This is a genomic window from Eubacterium sp. F2, assembly GCF_046244355.1.
GTDB lineage: Bacteria > Bacillota > Clostridia > Peptostreptococcales > Anaerovoracaceae > Aminicella.
In genome coordinates this window covers 839,158-864,307 of record NZ_CP176393.1, presented here as the reverse complement: position 1 = coordinate 864,307, position 25,150 = coordinate 839,158, and the positions used below count along the sequence as shown (strand labels likewise).

General features: G+C 52.3%; 27 protein-coding genes, 1 pseudogene and 1 riboswitch. Of the genes and pseudogenes, 4 read left to right on the top strand and 24 right to left on the bottom strand.

Annotation, left to right across the window (positions count from 1 at the left end; translation table 11 throughout):
• Window positions 1-16: 16 nt before the first annotated feature.
• From ACI77B_RS03540 to cbiM, 8 genes are all read right to left on the bottom strand, one after another.
• The gene (locus tag ACI77B_RS03540) at window positions 17-1,054 is read right to left on the bottom strand and encodes an ABC transporter substrate-binding protein (protein WP_409337400.1); all 1,038 of its coding nucleotides are present in this window, start codon (window positions 1,052-1,054) and stop codon (window positions 17-19) included.
• 46 nt (window positions 1,055-1,100) lie between these two features.
• Window positions 1,101-1,886, bottom strand: coding sequence for an ABC transporter permease (locus tag ACI77B_RS03535; RefSeq protein WP_409337399.1), 786 nt, complete (start codon window positions 1,884-1,886; stop codon window positions 1,101-1,103).
• Window positions 1,852-2,154: a thiamine-binding protein gene (locus tag ACI77B_RS03530; RefSeq protein ID WP_277660474.1), complete on the bottom strand. Its 303-nt coding sequence runs from the start codon at window positions 2,152-2,154 to the stop codon at window positions 1,852-1,854. Before ACI77B_RS03530 ends, ACI77B_RS03535 begins: the two co-directional genes overlap by 35 nt.
• Window positions 2,155-2,621: 467 nt before the next feature.
• Window positions 2,622-4,043 (bottom strand): ISLre2 family transposase, encoded by a 1,422-nt coding sequence (locus tag ACI77B_RS03525; protein ID WP_409336044.1) that lies wholly within the window; start codon window positions 4,041-4,043, stop codon window positions 2,622-2,624.
• Between the two features lie 196 nt (window positions 4,044-4,239).
• Complete coding sequence (locus tag ACI77B_RS03520) at window positions 4,240-5,178, bottom strand: ketopantoate reductase family protein (protein WP_409337398.1); 939 nt, start codon at window positions 5,176-5,178, stop codon at window positions 4,240-4,242.
• A gap of 150 nt (window positions 5,179-5,328) precedes the next feature.
• Window positions 5,329-6,099: an energy-coupling factor ABC transporter ATP-binding protein gene (locus ACI77B_RS03515; RefSeq protein WP_409337397.1), complete on the bottom strand. Its 771-nt coding sequence runs from the start codon at window positions 6,097-6,099 to the stop codon at window positions 5,329-5,331.
• Window positions 6,092-6,952: a cobalt ECF transporter T component CbiQ gene (cbiQ, locus tag ACI77B_RS03510; protein WP_409337396.1), complete on the bottom strand. Its 861-nt coding sequence runs from the start codon at window positions 6,950-6,952 to the stop codon at window positions 6,092-6,094. The genes ACI77B_RS03515 and cbiQ overlap by 8 nt, the downstream gene beginning before the upstream one ends.
• Complete coding sequence (cbiM, locus tag ACI77B_RS03505; protein WP_409337395.1) at window positions 6,942-8,024, bottom strand: cobalt transporter CbiM; 1,083 nt, start codon at window positions 8,022-8,024, stop codon at window positions 6,942-6,944. The genes cbiQ and cbiM overlap by 11 nt, the downstream gene beginning before the upstream one ends.
• Window positions 8,025-8,257: 233 nt before the next feature.
• Between cbiM and larE the strand changes: the two genes are divergently transcribed.
• The 3 genes from larE to ACI77B_RS03490 all read left to right on the top strand — a co-directional run bounded on the left by larE (window position 8,258) and on the right by ACI77B_RS03490 (window position 11,574).
• On the top strand, window positions 8,258-9,016 hold the full coding sequence (gene larE, locus ACI77B_RS03500) for an ATP-dependent sacrificial sulfur transferase LarE (RefSeq protein ID WP_409337394.1): 759 nt from the start codon (window positions 8,258-8,260) through the stop codon (window positions 9,014-9,016).
• Window position 9,017: 1 nt separating this feature from the next.
• Window positions 9,018-9,791, top strand: coding sequence for a nickel pincer cofactor biosynthesis protein LarB (gene larB / locus ACI77B_RS03495; RefSeq protein ID WP_409337393.1), 774 nt, complete (start codon window positions 9,018-9,020; stop codon window positions 9,789-9,791).
• A 163-nt stretch (window positions 9,792-9,954) separates the two neighbouring features.
• A complete protein-coding gene (locus ACI77B_RS03490; protein WP_409337392.1) occupies window positions 9,955-11,574 on the top strand; it encodes a LarC family nickel insertion protein in 1,620 nt (539 codons plus the stop codon).
• A gap of 125 nt (window positions 11,575-11,699) precedes the next feature.
• Here ACI77B_RS03490 and ACI77B_RS03485 read toward each other — a convergent pair.
• The 5 genes and pseudogenes from ACI77B_RS03485 to ACI77B_RS03465 form a co-directional block, all read right to left on the bottom strand.
• Window positions 11,700-12,572: pseudogene (locus tag ACI77B_RS03485) on the bottom strand (IS3 family transposase); the annotation flags it as partial.
• Window positions 12,573-12,589: 17 nt separating this feature from the next.
• Window positions 12,590-13,285: a helix-turn-helix domain-containing protein gene (locus ACI77B_RS03480; RefSeq protein WP_409337335.1), complete on the bottom strand. Its 696-nt coding sequence runs from the start codon at window positions 13,283-13,285 to the stop codon at window positions 12,590-12,592.
• A 246-nt stretch (window positions 13,286-13,531) separates the two neighbouring features.
• Window positions 13,532-14,731 (bottom strand): anaerobic nitric oxide reductase flavorubredoxin, encoded by a 1,200-nt coding sequence (locus ACI77B_RS03475; RefSeq protein WP_409337391.1) that lies wholly within the window; start codon window positions 14,729-14,731, stop codon window positions 13,532-13,534.
• Between the two features lie 230 nt (window positions 14,732-14,961).
• Window positions 14,962-15,168 carry a hypothetical protein gene (locus ACI77B_RS03470; RefSeq protein WP_409337390.1) on the bottom strand — a complete coding sequence of 69 codons (207 nt, stop codon included), beginning with the start codon at window positions 15,166-15,168 and terminating at the stop codon, window positions 14,962-14,964.
• 124 nt (window positions 15,169-15,292) lie between these two features.
• Window positions 15,293-16,117 (bottom strand): undecaprenyl-diphosphate phosphatase, encoded by an 825-nt coding sequence (locus tag ACI77B_RS03465; RefSeq protein WP_409337389.1) that lies wholly within the window; start codon window positions 16,115-16,117, stop codon window positions 15,293-15,295.
• Between the two features lie 450 nt (window positions 16,118-16,567).
• Between ACI77B_RS03465 and ACI77B_RS03460 the strand changes: the two genes are divergently transcribed.
• The gene (locus ACI77B_RS03460) at window positions 16,568-17,263 is read left to right on the top strand and encodes a ferredoxin--NADP reductase (protein ID WP_409337388.1); all 696 of its coding nucleotides are present in this window, start codon (window positions 16,568-16,570) and stop codon (window positions 17,261-17,263) included.
• An 811-nt stretch (window positions 17,264-18,074) separates the two neighbouring features.
• On the opposite strand, the gene ACI77B_RS03455 is transcribed toward ACI77B_RS03460, so the two are convergent.
• The 11 genes from ACI77B_RS03455 to ACI77B_RS03405 form a co-directional block, all read right to left on the bottom strand.
• Window positions 18,075-18,218 (bottom strand): hypothetical protein, encoded by a 144-nt coding sequence (locus tag ACI77B_RS03455; protein ID WP_409337387.1) that lies wholly within the window; start codon window positions 18,216-18,218, stop codon window positions 18,075-18,077.
• Window positions 18,219-18,355: 137 nt separating this feature from the next.
• Window positions 18,356-19,081, bottom strand: coding sequence for a thiamine phosphate synthase (locus ACI77B_RS03450; protein WP_409337386.1), 726 nt, complete (start codon window positions 19,079-19,081; stop codon window positions 18,356-18,358).
• Window positions 19,082-19,102: 21 nt separating this feature from the next.
• Window positions 19,103-20,224, bottom strand: a complete 1,122-nt coding sequence (thiH, locus tag ACI77B_RS03445; RefSeq protein WP_409337691.1) for a 2-iminoacetate synthase ThiH — start codon at window positions 20,222-20,224, stop codon at window positions 19,103-19,105.
• Between the two features lie 109 nt (window positions 20,225-20,333).
• Window positions 20,334-21,128 carry a thiazole synthase gene (locus ACI77B_RS03440; protein ID WP_409337385.1) on the bottom strand — a complete coding sequence of 265 codons (795 nt, stop codon included), beginning with the start codon at window positions 21,126-21,128 and terminating at the stop codon, window positions 20,334-20,336.
• A 183-nt stretch (window positions 21,129-21,311) separates the two neighbouring features.
• The gene (gene thiS / locus ACI77B_RS03435; RefSeq protein ID WP_409337384.1) at window positions 21,312-21,512 is read right to left on the bottom strand and encodes a sulfur carrier protein ThiS; all 201 of its coding nucleotides are present in this window, start codon (window positions 21,510-21,512) and stop codon (window positions 21,312-21,314) included.
• Window positions 21,513-21,719: 207 nt separating this feature from the next.
• Window positions 21,720-21,831, bottom strand: a riboswitch (TPP riboswitch).
• Window positions 21,832-22,073: 242 nt separating this feature from the next.
• Complete coding sequence (locus tag ACI77B_RS03430) at window positions 22,074-22,487, bottom strand: C-GCAxxG-C-C family protein (RefSeq protein ID WP_409337383.1); 414 nt, start codon at window positions 22,485-22,487, stop codon at window positions 22,074-22,076.
• A 138-nt stretch (window positions 22,488-22,625) separates the two neighbouring features.
• Window positions 22,626-22,769 carry a hypothetical protein gene (locus tag ACI77B_RS03425; protein ID WP_409337382.1) on the bottom strand — a complete coding sequence of 48 codons (144 nt, stop codon included), beginning with the start codon at window positions 22,767-22,769 and terminating at the stop codon, window positions 22,626-22,628.
• 15 nt (window positions 22,770-22,784) lie between these two features.
• On the bottom strand, window positions 22,785-22,928 hold the full coding sequence (locus tag ACI77B_RS03420) for a hypothetical protein (protein ID WP_409337381.1): 144 nt from the start codon (window positions 22,926-22,928) through the stop codon (window positions 22,785-22,787).
• A 128-nt stretch (window positions 22,929-23,056) separates the two neighbouring features.
• Window positions 23,057-24,037 carry a lipoate--protein ligase gene (locus tag ACI77B_RS03415; RefSeq protein WP_409337380.1) on the bottom strand — a complete coding sequence of 327 codons (981 nt, stop codon included), beginning with the start codon at window positions 24,035-24,037 and terminating at the stop codon, window positions 23,057-23,059.
• The gene (gene lipA, locus ACI77B_RS03410; RefSeq protein WP_409337379.1) at window positions 24,034-24,909 is read right to left on the bottom strand and encodes a lipoyl synthase; all 876 of its coding nucleotides are present in this window, start codon (window positions 24,907-24,909) and stop codon (window positions 24,034-24,036) included. The genes ACI77B_RS03415 and lipA overlap by 4 nt, the downstream gene beginning before the upstream one ends.
• The gene (locus ACI77B_RS03405; protein WP_409337378.1) at window positions 24,902-25,144 is read right to left on the bottom strand and encodes a biotin/lipoyl-containing protein; all 243 of its coding nucleotides are present in this window, start codon (window positions 25,142-25,144) and stop codon (window positions 24,902-24,904) included. Before ACI77B_RS03405 ends, lipA begins: the two co-directional genes overlap by 8 nt.
• Between the last annotated feature and the right edge of the window lie 6 nt (window positions 25,145-25,150).

The window sequence follows — 25,150 nt, the reverse complement described above, 5'->3', positions numbered from 1 at the left end:
TCCCCTTGCTCCGGTACTATTTTGCCGGCAGATAATCGTTGGTGAAGCCCTCGTTCGTGGTCAGCTTTTCTTTCACCAGGTTGTTCTGATCCAGCCAGCTGTAGAAACGGTTCCAGCGTGTCGGATCAACGCAGCCCCACTGTTTGGCATCTGCGATGTACTGTTTGGACAGGTACTTCTGGCTTGCGTAGATCAGCTTCTTATTGCTGCGCAGCTCCTTATTCTCCTTCATCAGGATGTCTGCGGACTCCTTCGGATGCTTTGCCGCGTAGTTATAGCCCTGAGACAGAGCCTTCATGAAGGCCTTTGCCTGCTTCGGGTTCTTCTTCAGATAATTGTTGTTGGCGATGTAAACCGGTGTGTAGTAATCGAAGGTCTTGTTCAGGTCCTTGAAATACCAGAAGTTGACCTTCAGGCCGGCCTGCTTGCAGGCGATGGTTGCCCAGCCGTTGAATACCCAGATGCAGTCTACGGACTTCTTCTTCAGGGCAGAAGCCTCATCGGTTACGGTGGAAGGAATCAGCTTGACCTTGGAGAAATCTCCACCATCGTTGTTGACAACTTCTTTCAGCATAGCCTTTTCAATCGGCTGATCCCAGGTTGCATACTTATGGTTCATCATGCCCTTCGGGCTGGTGATGCCGTCTGCTTTTCTGGAAATGATTCCGGATGTGTTATACTGCAGGATGGCGGCAACGCAGGTGATTGGCACTTTGCTCTTTCCGACCAGAGCGTTGGCCATGGTGTCCTGAGCGCTGACGCCGAACTGGGCCTTGCCGCTGCCGACGATCTGCTCTGCGCCGTCATCGGATGGCTGAACGACCTTGACCTTCAGGCCCTGTTTCTTGAAATATCCCTTTTCAATTGCTGTATATAATCCGGTGTGGTTGGTGTTCGGTGTCCAGTCCAGGCAGACCGTGATCTGCTTCAGATTGGAATCAGAAGAAGATGACTTCTTCTTCGAGGAACCGCTTCCGCAGGCCGCGAGGCTGAAAACCATGGCTCCCGCGAGGGCGCCCACCAGGATTTTCTTTATGATTGATTTCTTTTTCATGAATGATTACTCCCCTTGCTACAGTTAAATTTTGTCCTCTGCGCCGCTAAGACTGCTTCTCCGCATCGTCGAGATGACGGTAAGGCAGGCAGACACGCTCCAGAATGCTGACCACAGCCATCAGGAGCAGTGAAACCACAGAGATAATGATAATAACCGCAAACATTTTATCGAAGGCGTATGCCTTCTTTACGCGCGTCATGTACACGCCCAGGCCGCTGAATCCGCCGAGCCATTCACTGATGACCGCCGTAACGACAGAATATGCTGTTGCAATTCTCAGTCCTGAGAAAAAGCTCGGAAGCGCCGACGGTGCCTTCAGATAGCGGAAAATCTTCAGCTTGCCCGCGCCCATGGAGCGCAGCAGGTTGACGGAATCCGGGTCCGCGGACTTGAATCCGTCCAGCAGGCCGACTGCGATCGGGAAGAAGGACGCGATCACGACCAGGATGATCTTCGGCTTCATTTCATAGCCGAACCACAGCACCAGAAGCGGCGCAATGGCGACGGTCGGAATGGTCTGAGACAGCACCATGACCGGGTACAGTGCCCGGTACAACGTGTCGAACATGTCCATCAGAACCGCGAACACGAAGCCAATCCCAATGCCGATCAGAAGACCGTAAATCGCCTCCTGAAGGGTGACTTCCGCGTTCTCCCAGAGCAGACTCCAGTCACTGATCAGCGACATCAGCACATCTCCGGGCGTCGGCAGCATATAGCGCGGGACCCATCCGGTTACACAGATGAGCTCCCAGAGTCCGATAATTACGAGAATAGCGATAACCGCCGGGCCTTTATTCTTGATGATACTTGGAAACTTTCTTATCAATCGTCAATATCTCCCCTTCTGGCTTGTACTCAATCTTGACATAGGCGGAAACCTTTGGCGCGCCTGCCTTGATTGCCACATGCTGGCATTCCTTTACGATATCCATGAGCTGATCGTAGTCATCCCCCTCGATGACCGTCTCATACGGACCGACATAATAATGAAGTCCGGTACTCTTGATGTATGCAATAACTTCATCGACAATCCGTACAATTTCCTCGTCAGGATGAACATCCGGAAGTACCTGAATCGCTACACTTGCCTGCATTTTAACTCCTCCATTCACATTCAATGATCTGATTTAATTACTGAAAGCATAAGAAAACCCTGCGCGGACCAGGCCGGCAGGGCATTGCTTACGTGTAAAATTCAAGCATTTCGACAATGACTCACTACGCTGGCATGATCCAGATCAGTTCAAGGGTCGCGGCACGCCGCCTCTCAGCCTTTCGGCTCCCCTGGTCTTCACACACTTATGTATATTGTATTTTGACAAAAGGCAGATGTCAAGAGTTTGAAAATGGATTGATGGTGTCAAGAGGTAGTGGGAGTTTTTGTTGACAGATCTCCAAGCTTTTTCTGCGAGCTGTACGCAGCCTATGCCTGGAACGCCTCCCGGCTCCCTTCGCGCATGCTCACGCTTCCGACTCCGCCGGCCCTCTCCGGGCCGTCGATCGTCTGGCAGCGAGGCGCTCAGAAGTCCATGCATAGGCTGCGTTACAGGCTCACGCTCAATCAGCTTAGCAGGTCTCTTGCCACTCCACAGCTCTTGATCAGCATCTGGGTTCCGGAAGCTCCATCCATGACAAAAGGCTCTCCTTCAAAAATACTCCAGTCATGCAATTCCTCTTTCGCCTGTTGAATGACATGATCCGCATATTCAGCGTATTTCTCCCGAAGAACGTTCTCAGCTTTCTCCTTATGCAAATCCTCTGCTTTCAGTTCGCCGCCATTGATCAGGTACACTCTGATATCGCTCAGCCTCCCAAGCCCTTCATCGCTCCATCCCTGCGGCTCACGGCTAAACCGTTTCGACAGAATATGACTGACCAGTCCTTCTGTGCAGCTTCCCGGCATATCTTTCTTGAACCGGTTCACGATTGGCTTCCAGTTTCCGTTCAGATAGACGCCGAATCGGTTGACTTTTTCTGTCAGCCTCTTGTCTTCCTTCGCGTCATCCAGCAGTTCCTGTATGCATCGATCGGCTCTGCTTCGATCATTTTTTTGCACGGCGTCCATGATCACCGTTTTCACTCTTCTCTTTGGAAAACTGCCTGCCAGTGACCGCAGGGCCTTCTGGAAATGAAACCCATCCATAACGTGAACAACATTGCCAAAATCGTCCAGTCCGTTCCTGATCCAGTTTCCGCCGTCTCCGTGAAGCACGATCTTCTCCAGCACATCCATGTCATATTTCTTTTCGATGAACCCTTCTACGGTCTTCCACAAACGTCTGGTATTGAAATTCTCATCGACAAAGCTCACAGGCTCTACAGTCGCATTCCGATGGGTACCGATCGGTCGTATTCCTTCTGTTACGGTCACCAGCGGAACAATCCTGCTCCGCTTTCCCGGCTTCTTGCCTGCTTTCTGCATATGCACGTGGTCCTCATCAGCAAAAACATGGAGCACACTGACCTTTCGTTTCGCCTTCGGCACTGCGGCCTCTGGAACATTCACTTTCATGATGCAGTTCCTCACTGTCTGTCTGCTCAGTTCGCCTCCCGTCACGATATCAGAACTCTTCGCATAGGATACGTAGGCTGCATGCTCGGCCAGCCACTTCCCTATAACCCGGTCGACGCGTTCATACTTTGGTAGGCCGAGGATCTCATCCAGAAGGAATCGATGCTTCCCGCTGTTCTTGTCATAGTAATAGCTCCGATCGATTCCGATCGCGCCGAATTCTGTGTAGATCGTCCGCTTCCTGTCTCTGGCTTTGATCGTGAATCCGAGCTGTTTTCTGCCGGCTTTGTCATTTCTCAGTTCCTGATCGAGCCCCTCCGCAGCTGCACGGATGAACCTGGCGGTCGTTTCCTTGCAGTATCTCATGAGCTTCGCGCTGGTCTCTTCCCATTTCATTCCTTCGTGAGGTTTTAATGTTTCCAGAATATTTTCCAGGAATTCCGTTGCGATTTCATGTATAATAGATGCCATAGGGATCTCCTTTCGAGTGCATAGATGTAATTGTTTCACTATTATCTTAGCACTTGGAGATCCCTTTTTCAGTTTCTAAAACCCCACTAATACTTTACACCCTCAAAATGGATTGGATGCGGCCGGCATGCGGGCTGCAGCCCCCCATCTCCGTGCTTTTCCTTTTTTCAGGAATCGGAAATCCTGATTCTCCTGACTAATACTCCGCCTCGATCTCTTTTACTCTCCGGTTCAGATAGTCGTTCACCGGTGTGGCGACGCCCAGTTCTCTTCCGTAGCGCATAATCGTTCCGGAGAACATGTCTACCTCGGACTTTCTCTTCTGTCTGCGGTCCTGTCCCATGGACGGAACGGCGTTCGGATCCAGTCCGCGGAGAATGTCGGTATACTCGTGGAGCTCTTTCTCTCCGACCGGAATGCCCTTCTTCTGGGCGATCAGGCAGACTTCACGCATGGCGCTGATCATGATGGCATACTCCAGACTGCCGTCCTTCAGGCAGTCTCCATACGGCTTGTCAAAGACCATGGTGGTCTGGTTGCAGCCGGTGTTGACCATGTACTTGCACCACTGGCGGTAGAGGATATTCTCTTCCCTCTTGTAAGGGAATTTCACTTTGTCAAAGTAGGCGCAGACGCGGTCGAGTTTCTCCGTCAGGATCTTCTGCGTCTCCTCGTCAGCAGTGTGCGGAACGCCGATGAAGAGGCGGCCGGCCTGGGAATAGACCATCTTGCTGCCGTATCTCTGGGCATCCATTTCCTGTGATACGGAATAGAGGACCTTATCCTTTCCGAAGCGCTCTGCGATGATCTCCTCACTGTCTACGCCGTTCATCAGGGAAATAATGATAGTATCATCGTTTACGCATGGCGCCGCGGTCTCCAGTCCGGCTTTCAGGCCCGGATATTTCAGGCCCACCAGCAGAATATCTGCAGGCTGTGCTTCTTCCGGCGTAACCATATGCAGATGGACCTCCTCGCCATTGATCGTATATACTTCCTTCTCATGACGCGCCTTCCGCTCTGCGTCCATGATATACTGCGGCTGGCCTTCTCCTCCGTTTTCTCTGACCGGCGTGCCGAACAGCAGGCCCAGTGCGCCCATTCCGATGATGTCTACCCGTTTAATCTCTTTCATTCATTTTGTCCCTTCTGTACTGTTAGAATCTATAAAACATAAACGCGCTGCCCGGCTGAAGCCTGAGCAGACGCGAATCCATCACTGTTTCTGATTTTACACCATTTTTCCATGCGCTGCGCCCTGGATTGTTGATTTTGTTTCTTTCATCTACTCAAAATCCCAGGGATGGGTATGGAAATGGGCATCGACCAGGTTGACTCCGCGGAGCAGTTCCTTATCCTCCAGCATTTCCTTCACCGGCCGGTCTGCGCAGATCGTATGGGCCTCGTCAAAAAGCACGGCCCGGTCTGCGATATGCGGAACCAGATCCAGCGCGTGGGTCGCAAAAATCAGGGTCTTCCCTTCCCCCGAAAGGCGCCGCAGAACCTTCAGAAGCCAGGTCTGGGAGCGCGGATCCAGATTATTGGTCGGTTCATCCAGAATCAGGACTTCCGGCTGCAGAATCAGCGCGCTCGCAATCGCGACCTTCTTCTTCTCCCCGCCGCTTAAATGAAAGGGCGCCTTATCCAGCAGTTTCGCAATGCCGAGCTCCTCAGAAAGCTCCTGCACCTGCTCCATTACCTGTTTCGCCGGTTCCCCCTTCTGCAGCGGTCCGAAAGCCAGTTCTTCCCGGACACTTCCGCAGAAGAGCTGCACATCAGAATCCTGGAATACATACCCGACCTTCTGATGATACTCTTCCGCCTCTTTCCGCTTCATCCGGTCCAGATGCACCGGCTTTCCGAAGGCCTCCATCCTGCCCTGCCCCGGCGCAATCAGTCCGGCCAGCATCTTCAGCAGCGTCGACTTTCCACATCCGTTCACCCCGAGAACCGCGATCCGCTCTCCCGCAGAGACCGACAGACACAGATCCCGAAATACTGGCTCCGCCGCCGGATAGGCAAACGCCACATGTTTCAAATGAAAAATTTCACTCAAAAATATATCCTCCTGTAAACAGTATGCCAAGGATAACTGCATTCACGACCATAAACATCCAGTCCAGCATCCTCAACTTCCGCCGGGACAGCGACGGGAAGGACCCCTGATAGCCGCGCAGAACCATGGCCTGATAGACCTCTTCACTGATGCGCCGGACCTTCACGAAGAGCTGCCCGAAGGCTCCGCCCACGTAGCGGCGGTTCTCCCGAGCAGAGATTTTTCCGACTGTACGCAGATATCTGGCCTGCATCATCTCCGTTCCGGCCGATGCCATCAGAAAAATATAGCGGTAGGCCATGTTCAGAATCGCGATAAATCCGTCCGGAAGATGCATCCGCGACAGGCCGTCCATCAGATCCGTCCAGCGGGTCGCCGCCAGCAGCAGAAAGGCTAAGGACAGCGAATCCCCCGTCCTCAGCGCCGCCCTTGCGGCAGTTTCCAGGCCTTCCGCCGTGAAATACACCGGCCCGAACGCAACGACCGGCCTTCCCTTAATCATCCAGTTTGACACCCCCGGAAGCGTCAGCAGAAACACCAGAAGGGGCAGATAGAGCCACACCCGGCGCAGATAATCCCGCATATTCAGCCGGGAGGCCCCCGCATATACCGCCGCCGCAAGTCCTATGCCAATTAATACCACAAAATTCCTGCTTCCATTCGCGATGATAATAAACAGAAGCGACGCGAGAATTTTCATCCGCGCGTCGATCATCTGCCAGAGGCCGTCCATGGCGGCATAGCGGTTGTTATACAATTCATTTTCAAACAGCTCCGAGAACCTCATCAGCGTTCGCGCCAGAAATCCCCGTCCGACAATCCTGCTGTTTCCTTCCACTGTGTTACGCTTCATTCCTGTCCTTCTCATTCCTTCCGTGTTTTGCCGCCTGCGACAAAAGGAATACGAGCAAGAAAATCAGCCCGATTCCGACGACCGCCGCAGCAATATAGCCGCCCCGGCTTCCGAGAACCGGAATGGAGTAGTCCGGCATCAGGGATTTCCAGAACTCCGCCATTTTCTGCATTCCGGAAGGCACGTAGCCGACGGCCTTTTTAATTTCATCCGTTCCCCATTCTCCCCAGGCCGTTCCCCTGGTCAGGAGACCCAGCGGGGTCAGGGCGATCAGCACGATCAGCGGAATCAGAAGCGCCTTATACCTTGCCCAGAACTTTTTTGTCTGGCCTGACTGATCAGACTCACCGAAAGATGCTGCTTCCGCCTGCAGGCTCAGCTCAGCGGACATCGCCTTCTGATTCTGCAGGAACATGTCCGGCGCCGCCTTGGCGACATAGGCCGATGCCGCGCCGGTAATGACGGCTTCCAGCGGGCCTGCCGCCAGAAGGTGTGCCGCCATCATGGCCGGGACCGACACGGACAGTGGGTAAGGGCAGTAGAGCGCCGCCCCGGATGCCGTATGGAACAAGGCCGGCTGAATACCGAACTCCACTGCCGCCAGCAGCGCCGCGGCGTTGATCCCGATGTATCCCCCGGCTGCCGCGCTGAGAATGCTGCGCCGCGAACCCGGCCGGCTCCCTTTGGAAAAGGCCCGGTATACCGCGTAACCGATGAAAGGCATCACCACCGCCATATTCAGACAATTCAATCCGTAAGCAAGAATCCCGCCATCTCCAAAAAACAGTGCCTGGATCAGAAGCGCCGCCGACACGGCAGCCACCGCCGCCCAGGGGCCCAGCAGCACCGCGATCAGGACCGCGCCCACCGCATGGGCCGAACTTCCGCCCGCAACCGGGACGTTCATCATCATAATCGTAAAAGAAAACGCCGCACCCAGCGCCAGAGTCGGAAGATTTTTCTCCCCGACCTTTTTCTTCACTTTTGTCAGTGATGTCTTCCACACCGGAAGCATCGCTGCCAGCGCCGGAATCGTGACCTGCGGCGCAATATATCCATCTGGAATATGCATACCATTATCCTCCATGAACCTTCTGCATACATTATACGACATTATTCCTGTCCTGTGAGTATATCATAGCTGATTTCGCGCCGCAATTGTGTGTCCTCTGTGCATAAATACACACAGCAATGACCCTGTTCACCGGCCTTCTGATTAAAACAGAATCACAGAGACCCCTTCACCATAGCCTTCTTCTTATGGTAGAATTACTGTATACAAAAAAGGGATTAAGGAGAAGAGATATGAACTTAACTGAATTTTTCAAGCAGCATCCGAAGATTGCCCTGGGATTTTCCGGAGGCGTCGATTCGTCTTACCTGTTTTACGCGGCCGTAAAGGCAGGCGCAGACATCCGCGCCTACTACGTACACGGCCCCTTCCAGGCGGATTTTGAGTATGAAGACGCAAAACGCGTCGCAAGGGACATCGGCGCAGAGGACCGTCTGACCGTCATCGAGGCGGACGTCCTTTCCCATAAGGAAGTCACCGACAATCCGTGGAACCGCTGCTATTACTGCAAGAATCTGGTGTTCGGAACCATCACGCAGATGGCCGCGGACGATGGCTATACAACAATCATCGACGGAACCAACGCATCCGACGATCCATCCGACCGCCCGGGCGTAAAGGCCCTGCAGGAGATGCACGTCCTCTCCCCGCTCCAGCTCTGCGGCATGACAAAAGCAGACATCCGCAAGGCATCACGGGCTGCCGGCCTCTTTACCTGGAACAAGCCGTCCAACGCCTGCCTGGCCACCAGAATCCCGACAGGAGAAGAAATCACCCAGGAAAAACTGAGCGCCGTGGAACACGCAGAGGATGCGCTCCGCAAGCTGGGCTTTTCTGACCTCCGCGTCCGCAAAAGAGGAGAAACCGGCCTGATTCAGCTGCCGAAAGAACAGTTCGCGAAGGCCGTTGAGAAGAAAGCAGAAATCGAAACGGCCCTGCATCCGTATTTCCCGGAGCTGGCGCTGGATTTCCGGGGAAGAAAGAGTAAGTAATATGAACGAAAATGAAGTAAAAACACTGCTGCGCCAGGTTGCGGACGGCTCTGCGTCGGTGGATGACGCGCTGCTGAAGCTGAAACAAAAACCCTTCCACGACATCGGCATCGCCCGGCTGGACAGCCACAGAGGACTGCGGCAGGGCATCAGTGAAGTGGTCTACGGCGCGGGCAAAACGCCAGAGCAGATCGACATCATCGCCCACCAGCTCTGGGATGACGGGCAGAAAACCGTTCTCATCACGCGCATGAGCAGTGAGGCCGCGGAAAAATTCACCAAGGATATTCCGTTTAAATATTACGAGGACGCCCGCGCGGCAATCGTGGGAAGAATCCCGAAGCCGACAGGAAACGGAACCATCCTGATTGCAACGGGCGGAACGAGTGACATTCCGGTTGCGGAAGAAGCGGCGGTTACGGCTGAGGCTCTGGGGAATTCGGTCTGCCGGCTGTACGATGTCGGGGTTTCCGGAATCCACCGGCTGCTGAGCTGCACCGATGAAATCATGAGCGCCAGCGTCATCATCGCAATTGCGGGAATGGAAGGCGCCCTGGCCAGTGTAATCGGCGGACTGGCGGACTGCCCGGTCATCGCGGTTCCGACCAGTGTCGGCTACGGTACGGCATTCGGCGGCGTCACGGCGCTTCTGTCCATGCTGAATTCCTGCGCAAGCGGGGTCTCTGTCGTCAACATCGACAACGGATTCGGCGCGGCGTACACGGCCAGCATGATCAATCACGCCGGCCCGAAACATCATTCGGAAAACCGCTGAGTAACGCATGTCTGCTGCGTTAATGCAGGCTGTGTTCTGCCTTTCACCTGCACAGGACAAAGGAAATCCAAACGGAAATTTCTGTTGATCTATCCTGCCTGACGCGCCTTCTGGCTTCAGATCCGGGCGGCAGGCGGGTTCACCTTAAGGAGGCATCAAATCGATGAAAACCTTATATATTGAATGCGGCATGGGCGCTGCCGGCGACATGCTGATGGGCGCACTTTCAGAAATCGCGCCGGACCTCACACTGGATGCGCTGCAGAATCTGCAGATCCCGGGCGTTGAATTTCAGCCGGAAAAAGCGGAAAGCTGCGGCATCACCGGAACGCACATGCGTGTGCTGGTCCACGGGCATGAGGAAGACGCCGGCGGTTCTGCGGACGCCGTGCACACGCACTCTGCTGCGGAAAGCGCCGGCCTGCAGCATGATCACGAGCAAATGCACGACCACGGACACGAGCACCTGCACGACCATGACCAGCTGCATGGCCACGACCACGAACACGGCGGCCACACCCATGAGCACACGCACACACATGCACACAGCCATACCGGGCATGAATACGAACACGGCGGCCACGCCCATCATCACGCCCACCACAGTATGGCGGACATCGCCGCGATCATCAAGGGGCTGGATATTCCAGAAGCGGTAAAACAGGAGGCCCTTCAGGTTTATCAGCGCATCGCCGCCGCAGAGTCAAAAGTCCACGGAACGACAGTTACGGAAGTGCATTTCCACGAGGTCGGTGCACTGGACGCTGTGGCAGACGTAGTCGGAAACTGTCTGCTGATTTCCGCGATTCACCCGGACCGCATCGTGGTTTCTCCAATTAACACCGGATCTGGCCACGTGCACTGCGCACATGGTATTCTGCCGGTTCCGGCACCGGCCACGGCAGAGATCCTGAAGGCCGGCGTCAGCTACAGCGACGGTACCAACGGCGAGCTCTGCACCCCGACCGGCGCTGCCCTGCTGACGCAGTTCGCCGACGCCTTCGGGCCGCAGCCGCCGATGCAGGTCCGCCAGACCGGGATCGGCATCGGCAGCAAGGAATTCCCGGGAAAAGCCAATGGCATCCGGGTCTTCCTGGGCGACGAAATCGACCGCAGCCTGATCGGCCTGGCGCATTCCGCAGGCGGCAGCGGTGCGGAAACATCCGGCGAAGGCATCAGCAGCGGAAAATCTTCCGGCAGCCAGTCTGCGGGTCCTGCATCTTCAGACGCAGATTCCGCTTCTTCAAAAGCCGGCAATGATACCGGCCGCTCCATTGTCTGCCGTCACGCAGACCTTGCCCCTTACGGCATCATGACCGACCTTTCCGGTCAGATCACCGATCTCGCAGAGCTTGAAAACTACCAGCGGGATGTCGTCGCAGAACTGTCCGCAAATATCGACGACATGACCGGCGAAGAACTCGGTTTCGCAATGGACCGGCTGCTGGAAGAAGGCGCGCTGGACGTTTACCACACGCCGATCGTCATGAAAAAGAGCCGGCCGGCCGTGAAATTTTCCTGTATCTGCCGGCCGGAAGACGCAGGCAGAATGACGGATCTGATCCTGCGTCTTACGACCACCATCGGTGTGCGCATGCATTACTTCCAGCGCGCCGTCCTGAGCCGGACAGAAGAAACAAAAGAAAACGGCGTGACCGTGAAAACCAGCACGGACAGCCGCCGCGGTATCCGGCGCAGGAAAATCGGATATGATGACGCCGCAGCCTATGCAAGAGAACACGGAATTTCCCTGCGGGAAGCACGGCATAAGCTGGGAAAATAAGAACCCCACCCTTCCACGACGCTGAATGAACTGCTCCCCGTCAAGAGGACAGTGAAAAAACATAATATTTTTGACCAGTGGCCATCCGGTTACTGGTCATTCTTTCCATTTTTTGTAAAATTCCATTATGCGGCTCGCAGGTACGCCCGATGTTTTTCCATCGGAGTTACAACACCGAGCCGTCTCTGAAGTCTTCGGTTATTGTAGTAGCTGATGTAGTCTTCAATCATTGTCACCAGCTCTTCCCGGCTTTTGAACCGTCTGCCATAATATCGTTCGCGCTTGAGAATTCCCCAGAAGCCTTCCATCGGACCATTGTCGATACACCTTGCAACTCTGGACATACTCTGCGTCATGCCGGCATCTTCAAGTTTTTTATGGAATGCTCTGTTCGTGTACTGGAATCCACGGTCACTGTGGCATAATGGGTGTGCACCTGGATTCTCAGAAATGGCCTTATCAAAAGTGTCGAATACCAGCGAATTATTGTTGTTATCTCTGATTACATAGGACACAATCCGTCTGTCAAAAAGATCCAGAATGGCACTCAGATACACTTTGTGCACAACGATGCCTTCATACCATTTAAACTCCGTTACATCCGTCAGCCACTTCTGATTCGGAGCATCAGCAGTGAACATGCGGTTAAGGATATTATCTGCAATATACTGTGGGTGACTGGCTTGTCGTGTACACCCATGATTACAGTACTTGATCGTAGATTTAATGTCCTTTGCCCTGCAGATACGCAGTGCTCGCTTGTCATTAATGTGAATGCCATGATATCGGTCAAGATCATCGCTGATTCGGCGGTAGCCCTTGGACGGATCATCGTTATGGATATCTTCCATGATTCCTGCAATCCGTTCATTTTCTCTGATCCGTTTGCCCGTGTCACCTCTGAGCCATTTGTAGTAAGCAGATCTTGCTACATGAAGGATGGAGCAGCATGATTCAACCGGATATCCGTATTTTTTTGTGCAGTATTTTATGGAGCTGTAGAGATGGGACTGCCTTACTTGTGAAAGCGTTCTTTTCTCTCCAGCTCCCTTACTTTTTTTAACAGATCACGCTCCATCTTCGTCATGTACAGTTCCTGCTCCGTCTGCGCCAGCTTGATCTTCAACGTTTCAATCTCACTGCGCGGCTGCTGATCGGCTTTGCGTCTGCCGCGTCGATCCTCAAGACCTGCTTCTCCAAGTTCCGTATATCGTTTGACCCAGGCATACACCTGTTGGTAACTGACGCCATATTTCATGGCTGTTTCGCCATAATTCTTCCCATTTGCCAGACATTCTTTGGCAATATTAACGCGCTCATTTTTACTTGTCTTTCGTGATGTAGTCATACGGCTTCCTCCTGACATCTTTCGTGTGAAGTCTATGCCGTTATTATACATCTTTATCCATTTATGTAGTTGAGTGCGTGCTCTCAAACCGTATCGTGCCGAAATTTCCCGTTGTGAGCCTTCACCGTTCAGATAGCTGGTCACTGCTTTGAGTTTGAGTTCCGGCGGATAAACTCTGTTATGGCCGGTATCAAGGAAATCCATTTCTCCTTGTTCCTGATAGCGGAGAACCCATTCGCTGACAGAGCGACTATCAATACCAAGTTCTCTGGCTGCTCCTTTACGAGTCATTTTTCCTTCAGAAATTTGCCTGGCATATTTTAGTTTGATTTCCTCGGAAATTTTTTTACCTTTTCTACTCATAGAATACTCCCTTCATGAGTACAACCGTGTTTTGTTTTTTCACTGTCTCTCATAAGGGGAGCATATCACGACCCTAAAGCGTCGGGTGGGTGCCCGGGAACCTTGTTGTCGTCTAACGGGCAAACAACAGAAAAAGGGGCAGGATTCCGCAAAATCCTGCCCCTTTTCTGTTGATAGAACATTGAATATTATATAAATAACTGCATTATGGTCAATTCACCATCGCATTATATTTATATCGATACATTACTCCGCAATTTCCTTCACGAACTGCTTTCCGTACTCGCGGCACTCTTCAATCGCCTGCTGGTCCGGAACCCACAGCTTCTTCAGGCCGTCATCAACAACTTCGAATCCTGCGCCCTTCAGCGCTTCGCTGATCTGCTTTACCGCATCTCCGCTCCATCCGTAGCTTCCGAATGCCGCAGCCTTCTTATTCTTAAACTTGAGGCCCTTCATCATCTCCAGAATTCCGCCGATCGCGTAGGAAAAGGCGTAATTGATTGTCGGGGAGCCGACCAGAACAGCCTTGGACTGGAAGACCTCTGTCAGGATATCATTCTTATCGTCCTTTGCCGCGTTCATCAGCTTTACACGGACAGAAGGGTCCGCCTCGCGGATGCCGTCCGCAATCGCCTCAGCCATTGTTCTTGTGGAATTCCACATAGTATCGTAAACCAGCGTGATCTGGTTCTCCTGATATTTGTCTGCCCAGGCAAGGTACTGCTTGATAATGCCCTCTGGATCATTCTTCCAGATGACGCCGTGGCTCGGGCAGATCATGGAAAGCGGCAGATTCATCGCCAGAATCTCTTTAATCTTCTTTGTGACCATCGGGCTGTAGAGATTCAGGATGTTTGCGTAGTATTTCTCAGCCTGATACATGAGCGCAGAGCGGTCAACCGTGTCATCGTACAGAGATTCCGTCGCATAGTGCTGTCCGAATCCGTCATTGCTGAACAGAATATTGTCCCCGGACATATACGTAAACATGGTGTCCGGCCAGTGCAGCATCGGCGCCTCCACGAAGGTCAGCGTCGTTCCGCCCAGATCCAGTGAGTCTCTGGTCTTCACATTGACGAAGTTCCAGTCCGTATGATAGTGTCCGCGGATGATCGCCTCACCCTTCTTGGTGCAGTAAATCGGCGTCCCCTCCGGCATCTCGCGCATCAGTTCCGGCAGAGAACCGCTGTGGTCAATCTCATTATGGTTCATGACGATGTAATCGATGTCCTTCAGGTCGATCTCTTCCTTCAGGCGCGCAACGAACTCCGTGTCATACGGCTGCCAGACCGTATCGATCAGCGCCGTCTTCTCATCGCCTCTGACCAGATACGCATTATAGCTGGACCCCTTGTCCGTTGAAAACTCATCGCCGTGGAAGTGCTTCAGCTCCCAGTCAACCTTGCCGACCCATGTTACTCTCTCCGTAATTTTCTTTCCCATCGTTCTGCTCCCTTCAATATTCCTATCAATTCCTTGTTATTACCAATTCCTTAACTGTGTTTTTATTATAGGGTGAGGCGGGAGCAGTTTCCGTTGTCTGTACCACATTTTATAGCTTCTTGCGCATTTCTTTTTTGTCGACAAAACTCTCCCGGCCAGGGGCCGATGCCCTGAAACGCAGAAATCCCGCCGGGAAATGGCTGAATACCACTCCCGACGGGCATTGAAAACTACAGAATATACGCGTTGACGATCTCGCCGTAATACGCGATATGCGCATCCTTGTTGGCGCCGCAGGCCTCGCTGCCGACGTCCTGCGGGTAGAAATCCGCGAATTTCTTATCGATCAGCTCCAGCTCCTGCTTCTGGCGGAAGACGACGCGGCACTCCAGCGTCAGCGGACCTTCCTCCCCTTTCGGACAAAAGCCACCCCGCAAGAAAACAAATCGTACGCACAGGATGAAAATCTCACTCTTATGCGTACGTTAACTTTCATTGTTCAGTTATTTACTACCCGTCTGCAGGATCTTTAATCAAAAGCTTCCCGCAGAACGCGATTCCTTATGCCAGAGCCTTGAAGTAAATCAGGACGATCACTCCCAGGATGATTCTGTACCAGCCGAAAACCTTGAAATCGTGCTTTTTAATGTAGTTCATCAGGAAACGGATGATCAGCATGGACACAATGAATGCGACGACCATGCCCACGATCAGGACCGCCAGCTCATTGCCCTGGAAGGCAAATCCGTATTTTGCCAGCTTCAGCAGGCTGGCGCCGAACATGACCGGAACAGCCAGGTAGAAGGTGAATTCTGCCGCGGTTTTACGGTCGACACCGATAAGGAGTGCGCCGAGAATAGTGGCTCCGGAGCGGGAAGTTCCCGGGAATACCGCCGCAACCAGCTGGAACATGCCGATGACAAAAGCCGCGCGGTAGGTCAGGCGGTCAATGCTGCGGACGATCGGACGTGTGTGCGCATTGTGGTTCTCTGCGAGGATGAACATGACACCGATGATGATCAGCATGATGGCGACGCAGAGGTAATTATAGAAATGGGCCTCAATCGCATCGTCCCACTTCAGCCCGACAATAACGGCCGGAATGCAGGCCACGATGACCTTGAACCACATCGACCAGACATCTTTCCTCAGGTAATGCTCCTCTTTATTCGTCGAAAACGGCCAGATCTGATGCCAGAAGGTCACGACAACGGCGAGAATCGCGCCCAGCTGGATCACGACCAGGTACATATCGTAGAATGACGATCTGACCTGCATCGGCCAGATGGAATTCAGCAGAATCATATGTCCTGTGCTCGAAATCGGAAGCCACTCGGTGATTCCCTCAACGATGCCGAAGACAATGGACTGGATTATTGCAATCATATTTTTCTCCTTCCATTTATCAGGATTAAATGTCTATGATACTCGCTTCTGCACAGGAATTCATAAACAGAAGTTCAACAATCCGTAAATCTGCAGTTTATTCCGCGCCATCCAGAACATCTTTATCTCACTGAATGACATTTCCTGCGCCGGATCTGCCTCCGATTCTCTTCCTGCGTGACAATATCCGCTACATTATACCAAAGTCTGCGCAGCAGTTCACGTAAATACGCCCGAGTTAAGAAAAATTCACGCATTCAACATGAATGAAGTGTGTTAAACCCAGCGAAATGGGTTATAATATTAGTAATCGTTGTACAGAATGTTGTACAACACAGCGGATCATAGACACAGATGTCCTTTCTAAACCCTTATGGGCAGGATAAGAGACTGAAAGTTTAGAAAGAAGTATGCAAATTCGTTACAGAAAGTTCATTCTGGAGGTTTGATATGAAATTTTACGAGGCAAAAGTTAAAGAAATCAAGAAAGAAACGAGTGATACATACAGCTTCATCATGGACATTCCGGAGGGCTTCAGCTGGAAAGCCGGTCAGCATGTTCTCTGGAAGCTGAAAGACTATAAAGTTCCGGAAGGCGAAAAAGATTCCCGAGTATTCACCATCGCATCCGCTCCGGAAGACGGATTCCTGATGTTCACCACGAGAATCACGGAGCTCCATTCCGGATTCAAAGACATTCTTCTGAATAAAATCCAGCCGGGAGACATCATTATGGTTGCAACCCCGCTCGGAAACTTCACCCTGGATGCAGAAGACTACGCGAAAACGCTGATCATCGCCGGCGGCATCGGCATTACCCCGATCCGGTCGCTTCTCAGAAGCTATATGGAGCATCCGATCAAGGGTCATCAGATCACCCTTCTGTATTCCGATGACCGCGGAGAATACGCTTATGAAGACTTCTGGAAAGAACTGAAGGAAAAGCTTCCGGACATCGAGCTGAACTTCCTGACCACCCGTGAAGAATTCACCTGCATGACTGACGGCTTTGCCGGTGATGCAGGTGACGATGCCGAATACCTGGTTGCCGGTTCCCCGGGAATGAACACCGCATTTACAGAGAGACTGACTTCCCTCGGCATTGATTCCGGAAACGTAAAGACAGACATCTTTATGGGATACTGATTCTTCTTCCTTCTTAACCTTTTGAAAGGCACTGCCGCCCCAATCTCGGATGTACACCGGGCGGCAGTGCCTTTTTCTCTGCCGCAGATGAAAACGCTTCCCAGAATACGTCCAGAATTCGAGTATACAGTATACTTACATACTCATCCCCGCCCTCTTTCGATCAGCAGTTGTATAACACAATAACATAAAAACACAAAAAGACGCCTGATCGTATGAATCCATCAATATTCATACGGTCAGGCGTCTACCAATCAACTACCATAATCATCAATTACCGTGCGGGCAATTACATAGCTCCGAGGCGTACCCACTCTTCCGGCTCCTGATAATCATAACCTTCATACAAACTATCCATCTTCTTAGTCTCCATAATCAATCCATCCTTTCCTGCGGATTCTTAATTTCTCATCCGCAATTCATCAATCCATAAAACAATCTGTGCATTAATCCTTATGCACTTGTTTTCTATGCCAACAATATACCAAAAAGATTGTGTATAGTCAAGCTTTTTTATATTATAAAGTAAAATTATTTCGTTTTATTTTGTGTACATACACAAATACGCCTATATTGTATTCAAATATGTGTCTATAACACATATTTTGGGTTTTTCTTCCAGTTTCCGCCGGCAGGAAGCGGATGCAGAGATTACCGGACGGGCGGCCGCGGATGCCGGTGTCCCCTTGCGCGGCAGAATTTTGTCCTCTGGGAACAGAAAAAGAGCCCCGCCCAAAAGGACGAGGCTCTCAGATGTGCAATTTTCAAGCGGATCGATGAAGTTCACCGGTCCATACGGATTGTTTCCCCACTATTTGGAAGCGGTGTAGGCTGTGACTGTCTTGGTCGCGGAGTCGTAGTGAACGGTGTTTCCATTCTTGTCGATGTACGGCAGTCCTGCGTTACTCCAAACCTGCCATCCGTCGCTGTACAGGGAGGAGTTGGTGTAACCCATTAACAAATAAAATCCCATTAATGCAAATGAAAACGTCATTTTGTCTTCATCAGATCATCTTATCTATTATAGCCATTTTGGTATTTCCTATCCCATTGATTTTTTATATAGCGGCCGGGTGATCCGGAAGGCAGCGATTACAGCCTCATTCCCCCTGACATCACGGCCATGCCTGCCGCCCCGCATTCTGCAATTTCTCTCTTCTGCACCGGATCCGGACGGCACGCCGGGAACGCGCCTTCTATCCGCATTCCGCCGATTGCATACACCGGAATGGAAACGGATTCGCAGACATCCCGGAGAAATCCGAGGCCCCTTGGCGGGAGGCCTTTCTTGCAGTCGGTCGCATAAACATGGCCGGCAAAAAGATATGCTGCACCGAGCTGCTCTGCTTCGACGGCATCTTCCGGGGAATGCACGGAACAGCCGGTCAAAAAGTTATCCGGTATCTGCCGGCCCTTTTCCGCAAGTTCCCGCAGACGGAAAAGCGGCAGGTGGATGCCGGCCGGAGTTATTTGACTGCTGGATATATTCTGTATGCATCCATTCTCTTTATTGACGCTTTTGCTGCCGTCGTTTACTTTCCCGGCATCGATATTTCCAGTATCTGCGCCGGCGCCCAGGGCTTCCAGCGCCGGCAGAAAGCTGTGCAAAATGCAGGGCACCTGGCGCTGTGCGCATCTTGCCAGGACACTTTTTGCCAGATTAATGTATTCCTCTTCAGGAAGGTCCTTCTCCCGCAGGACGATGGCCCAGGGCTGAAGCTGGCAGATCCGGTCAATCTGTGAAAGAAAGGGACGAACCGGCAGATGCCGGTTCGTCACGAAAATGGTATGGTTGAAAGGTGTGTTTTGCGTATTCATAAAGGCCTCGGCTCTCTGCTTTTATACGTAGATGTAGTCGGCCATGACTGGCTGCAGGCCCTGATTTCCGATGGCGTCGTAGACTTCCTGGAAGCTGCGGCGGTCGTCGGTCTCGAACTGATCGTCGCCCTTCTCCTTGACCTTGTCGGAATGCTCGCCGACGCCGGTCTTGGTGCAGCAGATCTTGATCAGGTTGTCTCTGACTTCCGGGCGCTCTCTTGTGGAAATTGTGATGCTGGCAAACGGCATGAACAGGCGGTAAGCGCAGACGACCTGAAGCAGCTGTGCCTCGTGAACGTCCATCGGGTTGATCTTATCGTTGTTGATGATCGGGCGCAGGCGCGGACAGGAGAAGGAAATCTCGGCGCGCGGATACTTGCGCTGGATGTAGTAGGCGTGCATGGCGGTTGCATAGGCATCCTTGCGGAAGTCGTCCAGGCCCAGAAGTGCCGCGAATCCGACACCTCTCATGCCGCCCATCAGCGCTCTTTCCTGAGCACAGACGCGGTATGGGAAAATTCTCTTGTTGCCGGCCAGATGCAGCTGCTTGTACTTATCCGGGTTATAGGTTTCCTGGAACACGGTGACATAGTCCGCGCCGCACTGGTGCAGATAGGCGTACTCATCGGAATTCATCGGATAAACCTCCACGCCGACAACGCGGAAATACTCACGCGCAATCTCGCAGGCGCGGCCGATGTACTTCACATCCGACATTCTGCGGCTTTCGCCGGTCAGAATCAGAATTTCCTGAAGGCCGGACTTTGCGATGGCGGCCATTTCCTGATGGATGCCCTCATCATCCAGCTTGGCTCTCTTGATCTTATTATGACAGTTAAATCCGCAGTAGATGCAGAAGTTCTCGCAGTAATTGGCGATATAAATCGGCGTAAACATGCAGATGGAATTACCAAAATGCTTTCTCGTCTCTTTCTGGGCTTTTTCTGCCATTTCTTCCAGGAACGGCTGTGCTGCCGGTGAAAGCAGCGCTGCCAGATCTTCCGGCGAGCAGGAGTTATGGTCCAGCGCGCGGCGGACATCTCTTGCGGTGTATTTACTGTAATCATAGTTCTTCCGCGCTTCCAGCACATCGTCCAGAATCGTGGACTTGTCCAGGACTTCCATGCCCGGAAGGTATTTCATCGGGTCTACATTGTTATGCTTCTGCAGCCTGATGATCTCGTCATTTAATATACTTTCATTAACATGATCGGCTTCACTCATGATCTTTCCTCCAATCTCGTATTTCCCGTTACTCTGCTGCTTCCTGCGGCTTTACCTCATGCAGGAATCCCGTCAGCGGGTCAGATGCTGCGGCACCCTTGCTTCTGACTCTTCCGAGGCCGGCCAGGTATCCTTCGCGTCCTGCCTCAATGGCCTTCTTATAGGCGCCTGCCATCATTGCGACATCACCTGCCGTTGCCAGCCCGGTGTTAGCCATAATTGCGGCTGCTCCCATTTCCATAGCTTCGCATGCCTGGGACGGACGGCCGATTCCCGCATCTACGATGATCGGAAGGTCGATTTCATCAATCAGAATCTGGATGAACTCCTTAGAAGCAAGTCCCTTGTTGGAGCCGATCGGGGATCCCAGCGGCATAATGCAGGCTGCTCCCGCGTCTCTCATGTCTCTGGCCGCGTTCAGGTCCGGGAACATATACGGCATGACGACAAAACCTTCCTTAGCAAGGATTTCCGTTGCCCTGATGGTTTCCTCGTTATCCGGAAGCAGATACTTGGAGTCTCTCATGATCTCGATCTTTACAAAATCTGTCTTGCAGAGTTCTCTGGAAAGACGCGCGATGCGTACGGCCTCTTCAGCGGTTCTGGCTCCGGATGTGTTCGGGAGCAGGGTAACATTGTCCGGAATGTAGTCCAGAATGTTGGCCAGTCCGCCCTCGTTGGCTCTTCTCAGGGCCAGGGTGACAATCTGCGCGCCGGCATTTTCTACCGCTGCCTTGATTAAATCCAGGGAATACTTTCCAGATCCCAGAATAAAGCGGGATGTAAATTCATGTCCGTTCAGAGACCATGTATCTTTTTCCATTTCAATCCTCCTGTGCTTATCCGATGTTGATTAATTTTTGTTCTTCCTGAAGCGCGCCGGGCTGCCGGATTCTGCACCGGCGATGGATGAACGATTTCATCGCCGGCAGCCTTTCACCGTTTTTTACCGATTCATATTGTTCTCTTGTTCATAAATTTTTGTCCGGCGCTGTGCCGGGGTGAATCAGCCTCCTCCGACAAAGCTGACTACTTCAAGCACGTCGCCGTCGTGAAGCTCGGTCTTCCCGTATGTTTCCCGATCGACGATCTTCAGATTCAGTTCGCAGACGATAACTGCAGGATTGTACTTCTTCTGCTGAAGATACTCCTGCAGGGTCGTTCCGTCCGCAAGCTGAACCGAATCGCCATTCGCTGTGATCGTCATGTCTTCTCCTTTCTCCGTTTTCTGTATAGAAAAAAGGGCACACGAAAGAATGTACCCACGGTGGTGCACCCCTTCATGAACGCCCTGTTCACTCTCTATAGACGGAGGAATCCTCCGCCCGTTGAAACTATGAGATTGTCTCTTTTCCCTGCCCGTCTGTTTCCGGGCACGAAAAAACGGAAGCGATGTGGTCAATCACTTCCGTAAAATTCTTCATTCTCCTATTCCTACGTTGGCATTATCCACATCAGGTATTATGGGTCGAAGCACTTCTTCAGCTTCCTCTCAGCCGGTCTTTCCAGCTCCCCTGTTCAGTTTTTTACAGTATAACGCGGTTAATTGGGATTGTCAATGTCTTGACGAACGCAGATGGTGTCAGTAATTCTTCCTGGATGTAAGTTTTAATTTCAACGATAAATTTACAGCAGCCGGGTTCTTTTCCTCTGTAGTGATTCTGTGTGCCTTGTGATACAATCAAAGTCTTTGGAAATGACCCGTCTGTAAAAAAATTTTCCCATGCCGTAATGACATGGGAAAACTGTTAAAATTCAGATACTCCGGCTATTTCGCCTGCTCCTCAACAATATCCTTCACGATCTGCGGCACGCCCTCTTCCAGGATGCGGACAGCATAGCGCACGCAGTCATCGCAGGCGCACAGCATGCGGTGGGTCTTCACGCCTTTCAGATCCTCGCAGCTGACTGCGCCGGCCTCAGAACGGAACTGCTGCACCATTTCCTTTGCGATCTTTCTCATCGGAATTCCAGTGTCATTCTTCAGTCCGGCGATCATCATCGCGCCGCACAGGGCTCCGCAGGTCGCTTCCATGCCGCCCATGCCGAGTCCGAATCCAGAGCCGAGCTTTCTCAGCTCCTCTTCAGAAAGATTCAGCTCATCTTTATACGTCATCAGGACGGACTGTGCGCAGTTGCAGCCGTTATTTTTATAATATACTGCCTGTTCTTCTTTATTCATGGTTACTCTCCATTCCTCCAAACAAGATTTTCTGCTCCCATTATAGCCTATCCCGGGGAATCACGCCATACCGGGGCGGTCCCTCATATACAGATTTTCTCTTGCGGGAGTATGTTTTGTCCATGCCGCGGGAAGCGCTTATTTCCCCATCATCAGATGTTCCCGTCCCAGTGCATTCTGCAGGAATGGCACGGCGGTCTCACGGTCATTCTTCATAACGGTGATCGCAAACACCTGGTTCGACATATCCGGACGGTTCTTCGCGCGGTTATAATCTCGCACGTCTACGGAGCCTCCTCAGCCGCAGCCCGCCGGAACCTCAGAATCCAGCGTATAGGTCTTCACACGGTAGCCCTGATCTTCCAGCAGCTGCACCGCCTTTTCATATTCCTGCGGGTCATGCGTGCGGTAAATCGTTCTCCATTTCAGAAATCCGAACATCTCCGCCTCCTTTCTCTATCTCCGGTATTACCCCTCAATTCACTCTGTATTTCTCATACCCAGAGAAGCAGAAATCTATCGCGCGCAATCTATTTTCAGACAAAAAACACCCGGGCAAGGGGCTGCCCTTACCCGGTAATCGTCTCCACAAGCTGCTCTGGGGTAATTCCCATGATTCCGCCATCTGAAAGGCTTTCCCGTACAAGGGGAAGAAGTTTCTCCTTCCGGAGCTCCACGCCCTGAAGCCGCTTTTCCAATTCCTGGATATCCGACGCGCTGAAAAAATCGCCGGTAAAGCGGATCTGGTCGATCTTTCCTTTTTTTACGTTCAGGGCCGCCCGCAGCTGGCCGCCCGGGAAACGTTTTTGCCGGATCATCTGGAATTTCGGATCGTGCCCGTAGACGGCCTCCCAGCTTCTGAACTTTTCATCGCCAAGCTGGCGGATACGGGCGTCGTCTTCCGGCGTCACGCGGTAAACAGATCCGCGGTCTCCCAGAATCGCAGAGACCATCAGAGTCTTGAATTTCTGCGCACTCATGCCCTCCGGCAGAAACTCGGAGAGATTGCAGACCCTGCTTCTGATCGAGCGGATGCCTTTGGAAATCAGTTTATATTTATCGACCGTCGTTGCCCTGACCATAGCTTCAATGTTCGTATCAAATAAAAGCGATCCATGGTGAACGGTTGCATTCTGAAGCTTGTACTGGGCCGTTCCAGAAAATTTTCTGCCGTCCGCGGTCAGGTCATTTCTGCCGTTGAATTCTGCAGGAACACCCAGATCTCTCAAAGCCTTCAGGACAGGCGCCAGGTACTTCTGAAAATCAATTTCTCCGGCATCGCCCTGGGTGATGAAAGAATACTGCCAGCCGCCCTCATCGGTGTAAATCGTGCCGCCTCCGGACAGTCTCCGGACAATGTGAATGCCGTGAGCCTTCGCGTAATCAAGATCAATTTCTTCCCTTGTATTCTGGTATTTGCCGATCATCAGGGTCGGGGTAGTCTGCCAGAAAAGGAAGACCGGCTCCGGCATTCTACTCTCGACCGTGAAATAGTATTCCAGGCCGAAGTTATAGTATACATCTGTGCTTCCTGTCTCAATCCAGATCATGACTTCCTGCTTTCTGATACGGCTTCTACCGCCTCCGCGGCGCGGTAGGAGCTTCTGACCAGTGGGGTTGAAGTGACGAACTTGAACCCCTTGCTCAGGGCCAGTTCCCTATACTGATCGAATTCCTCTGGTGTGACGTAGCGCTGCAGCGGATAGTGCTGCGGGCTCGGCTGCAGGTACTGGCCGATGGTCAGGATATCGCAGCCCGTCTCCACCAGGTCATCCAGCAGGGCGTCGATCTGCTCGTCCGTCTCGCCCAGACCCAGCATAAAGCCGGTCTTGGTCAGGATGTCCGGATAATTTTCTTTTGCGTAGCGCAGGACATCCAGGGAGCGTTTATAACGCGCTTCCGGGCGGACTTTAGAATAAAGTTCCTTCGGCATCTCCACGTTATGGTTGAAGACGTTCGGGCCTGCCTGAAGCACGATGTCCAGGGCATCATGATCACCCTTCAGATCAGACGTCAGCACCTCAACGGTCGTTCCCGGGCACTGCTCATGGAGCTGCTGCAGACATTCTGCAAACTGCTGCGCGCCGCCGTCCGGCAGATCGTCTCTGGTGACCTGCGTGATGACGACGTGGTGAAGGCCGAGCTGTTTTGCGGCCTTTGCCAGATTTTCCGGCTCATGCGGGTCCACCTGGTCCGGTGCCGCGTGGGTGACATTGCAGAAGCGGCAGTTTCTGGTGCAGTGGCTGCCCAGAATCATGAAGGTTGCCGTGTGCTTCATGAAGCATTCGCCCAGATTCGGGCAGTTGGCTTCGTTACAGACCGTGTTCAGCTTCAGATCTTTCATCAGGGAAGCAACTTCCTTTACAGCCTTCGGATCGTACGGGACTTTCAGCCAGTCCGGCTTTCTCATCGGCTTAGTCATCGATGCTCACCTCAGCAATCTTGTCTCCGCAGGCAACCACATCGCCTTCTTCCGCGATCTGCTTCTGCATGATGCCGTCTTCTTCAGCCTCAACCTGATTAACGACTTTGTCTGTCTCGATTTCATAAAGCGGTTCGCCCTTCTTAAAGGATTCACCTTCTTCCTTCAGCCAGGCGCAGAGAACACCGTCCTTCATTTCCTCACGCAGCTTCGGCATTTTTATTTCTTTATTCATTGCTGT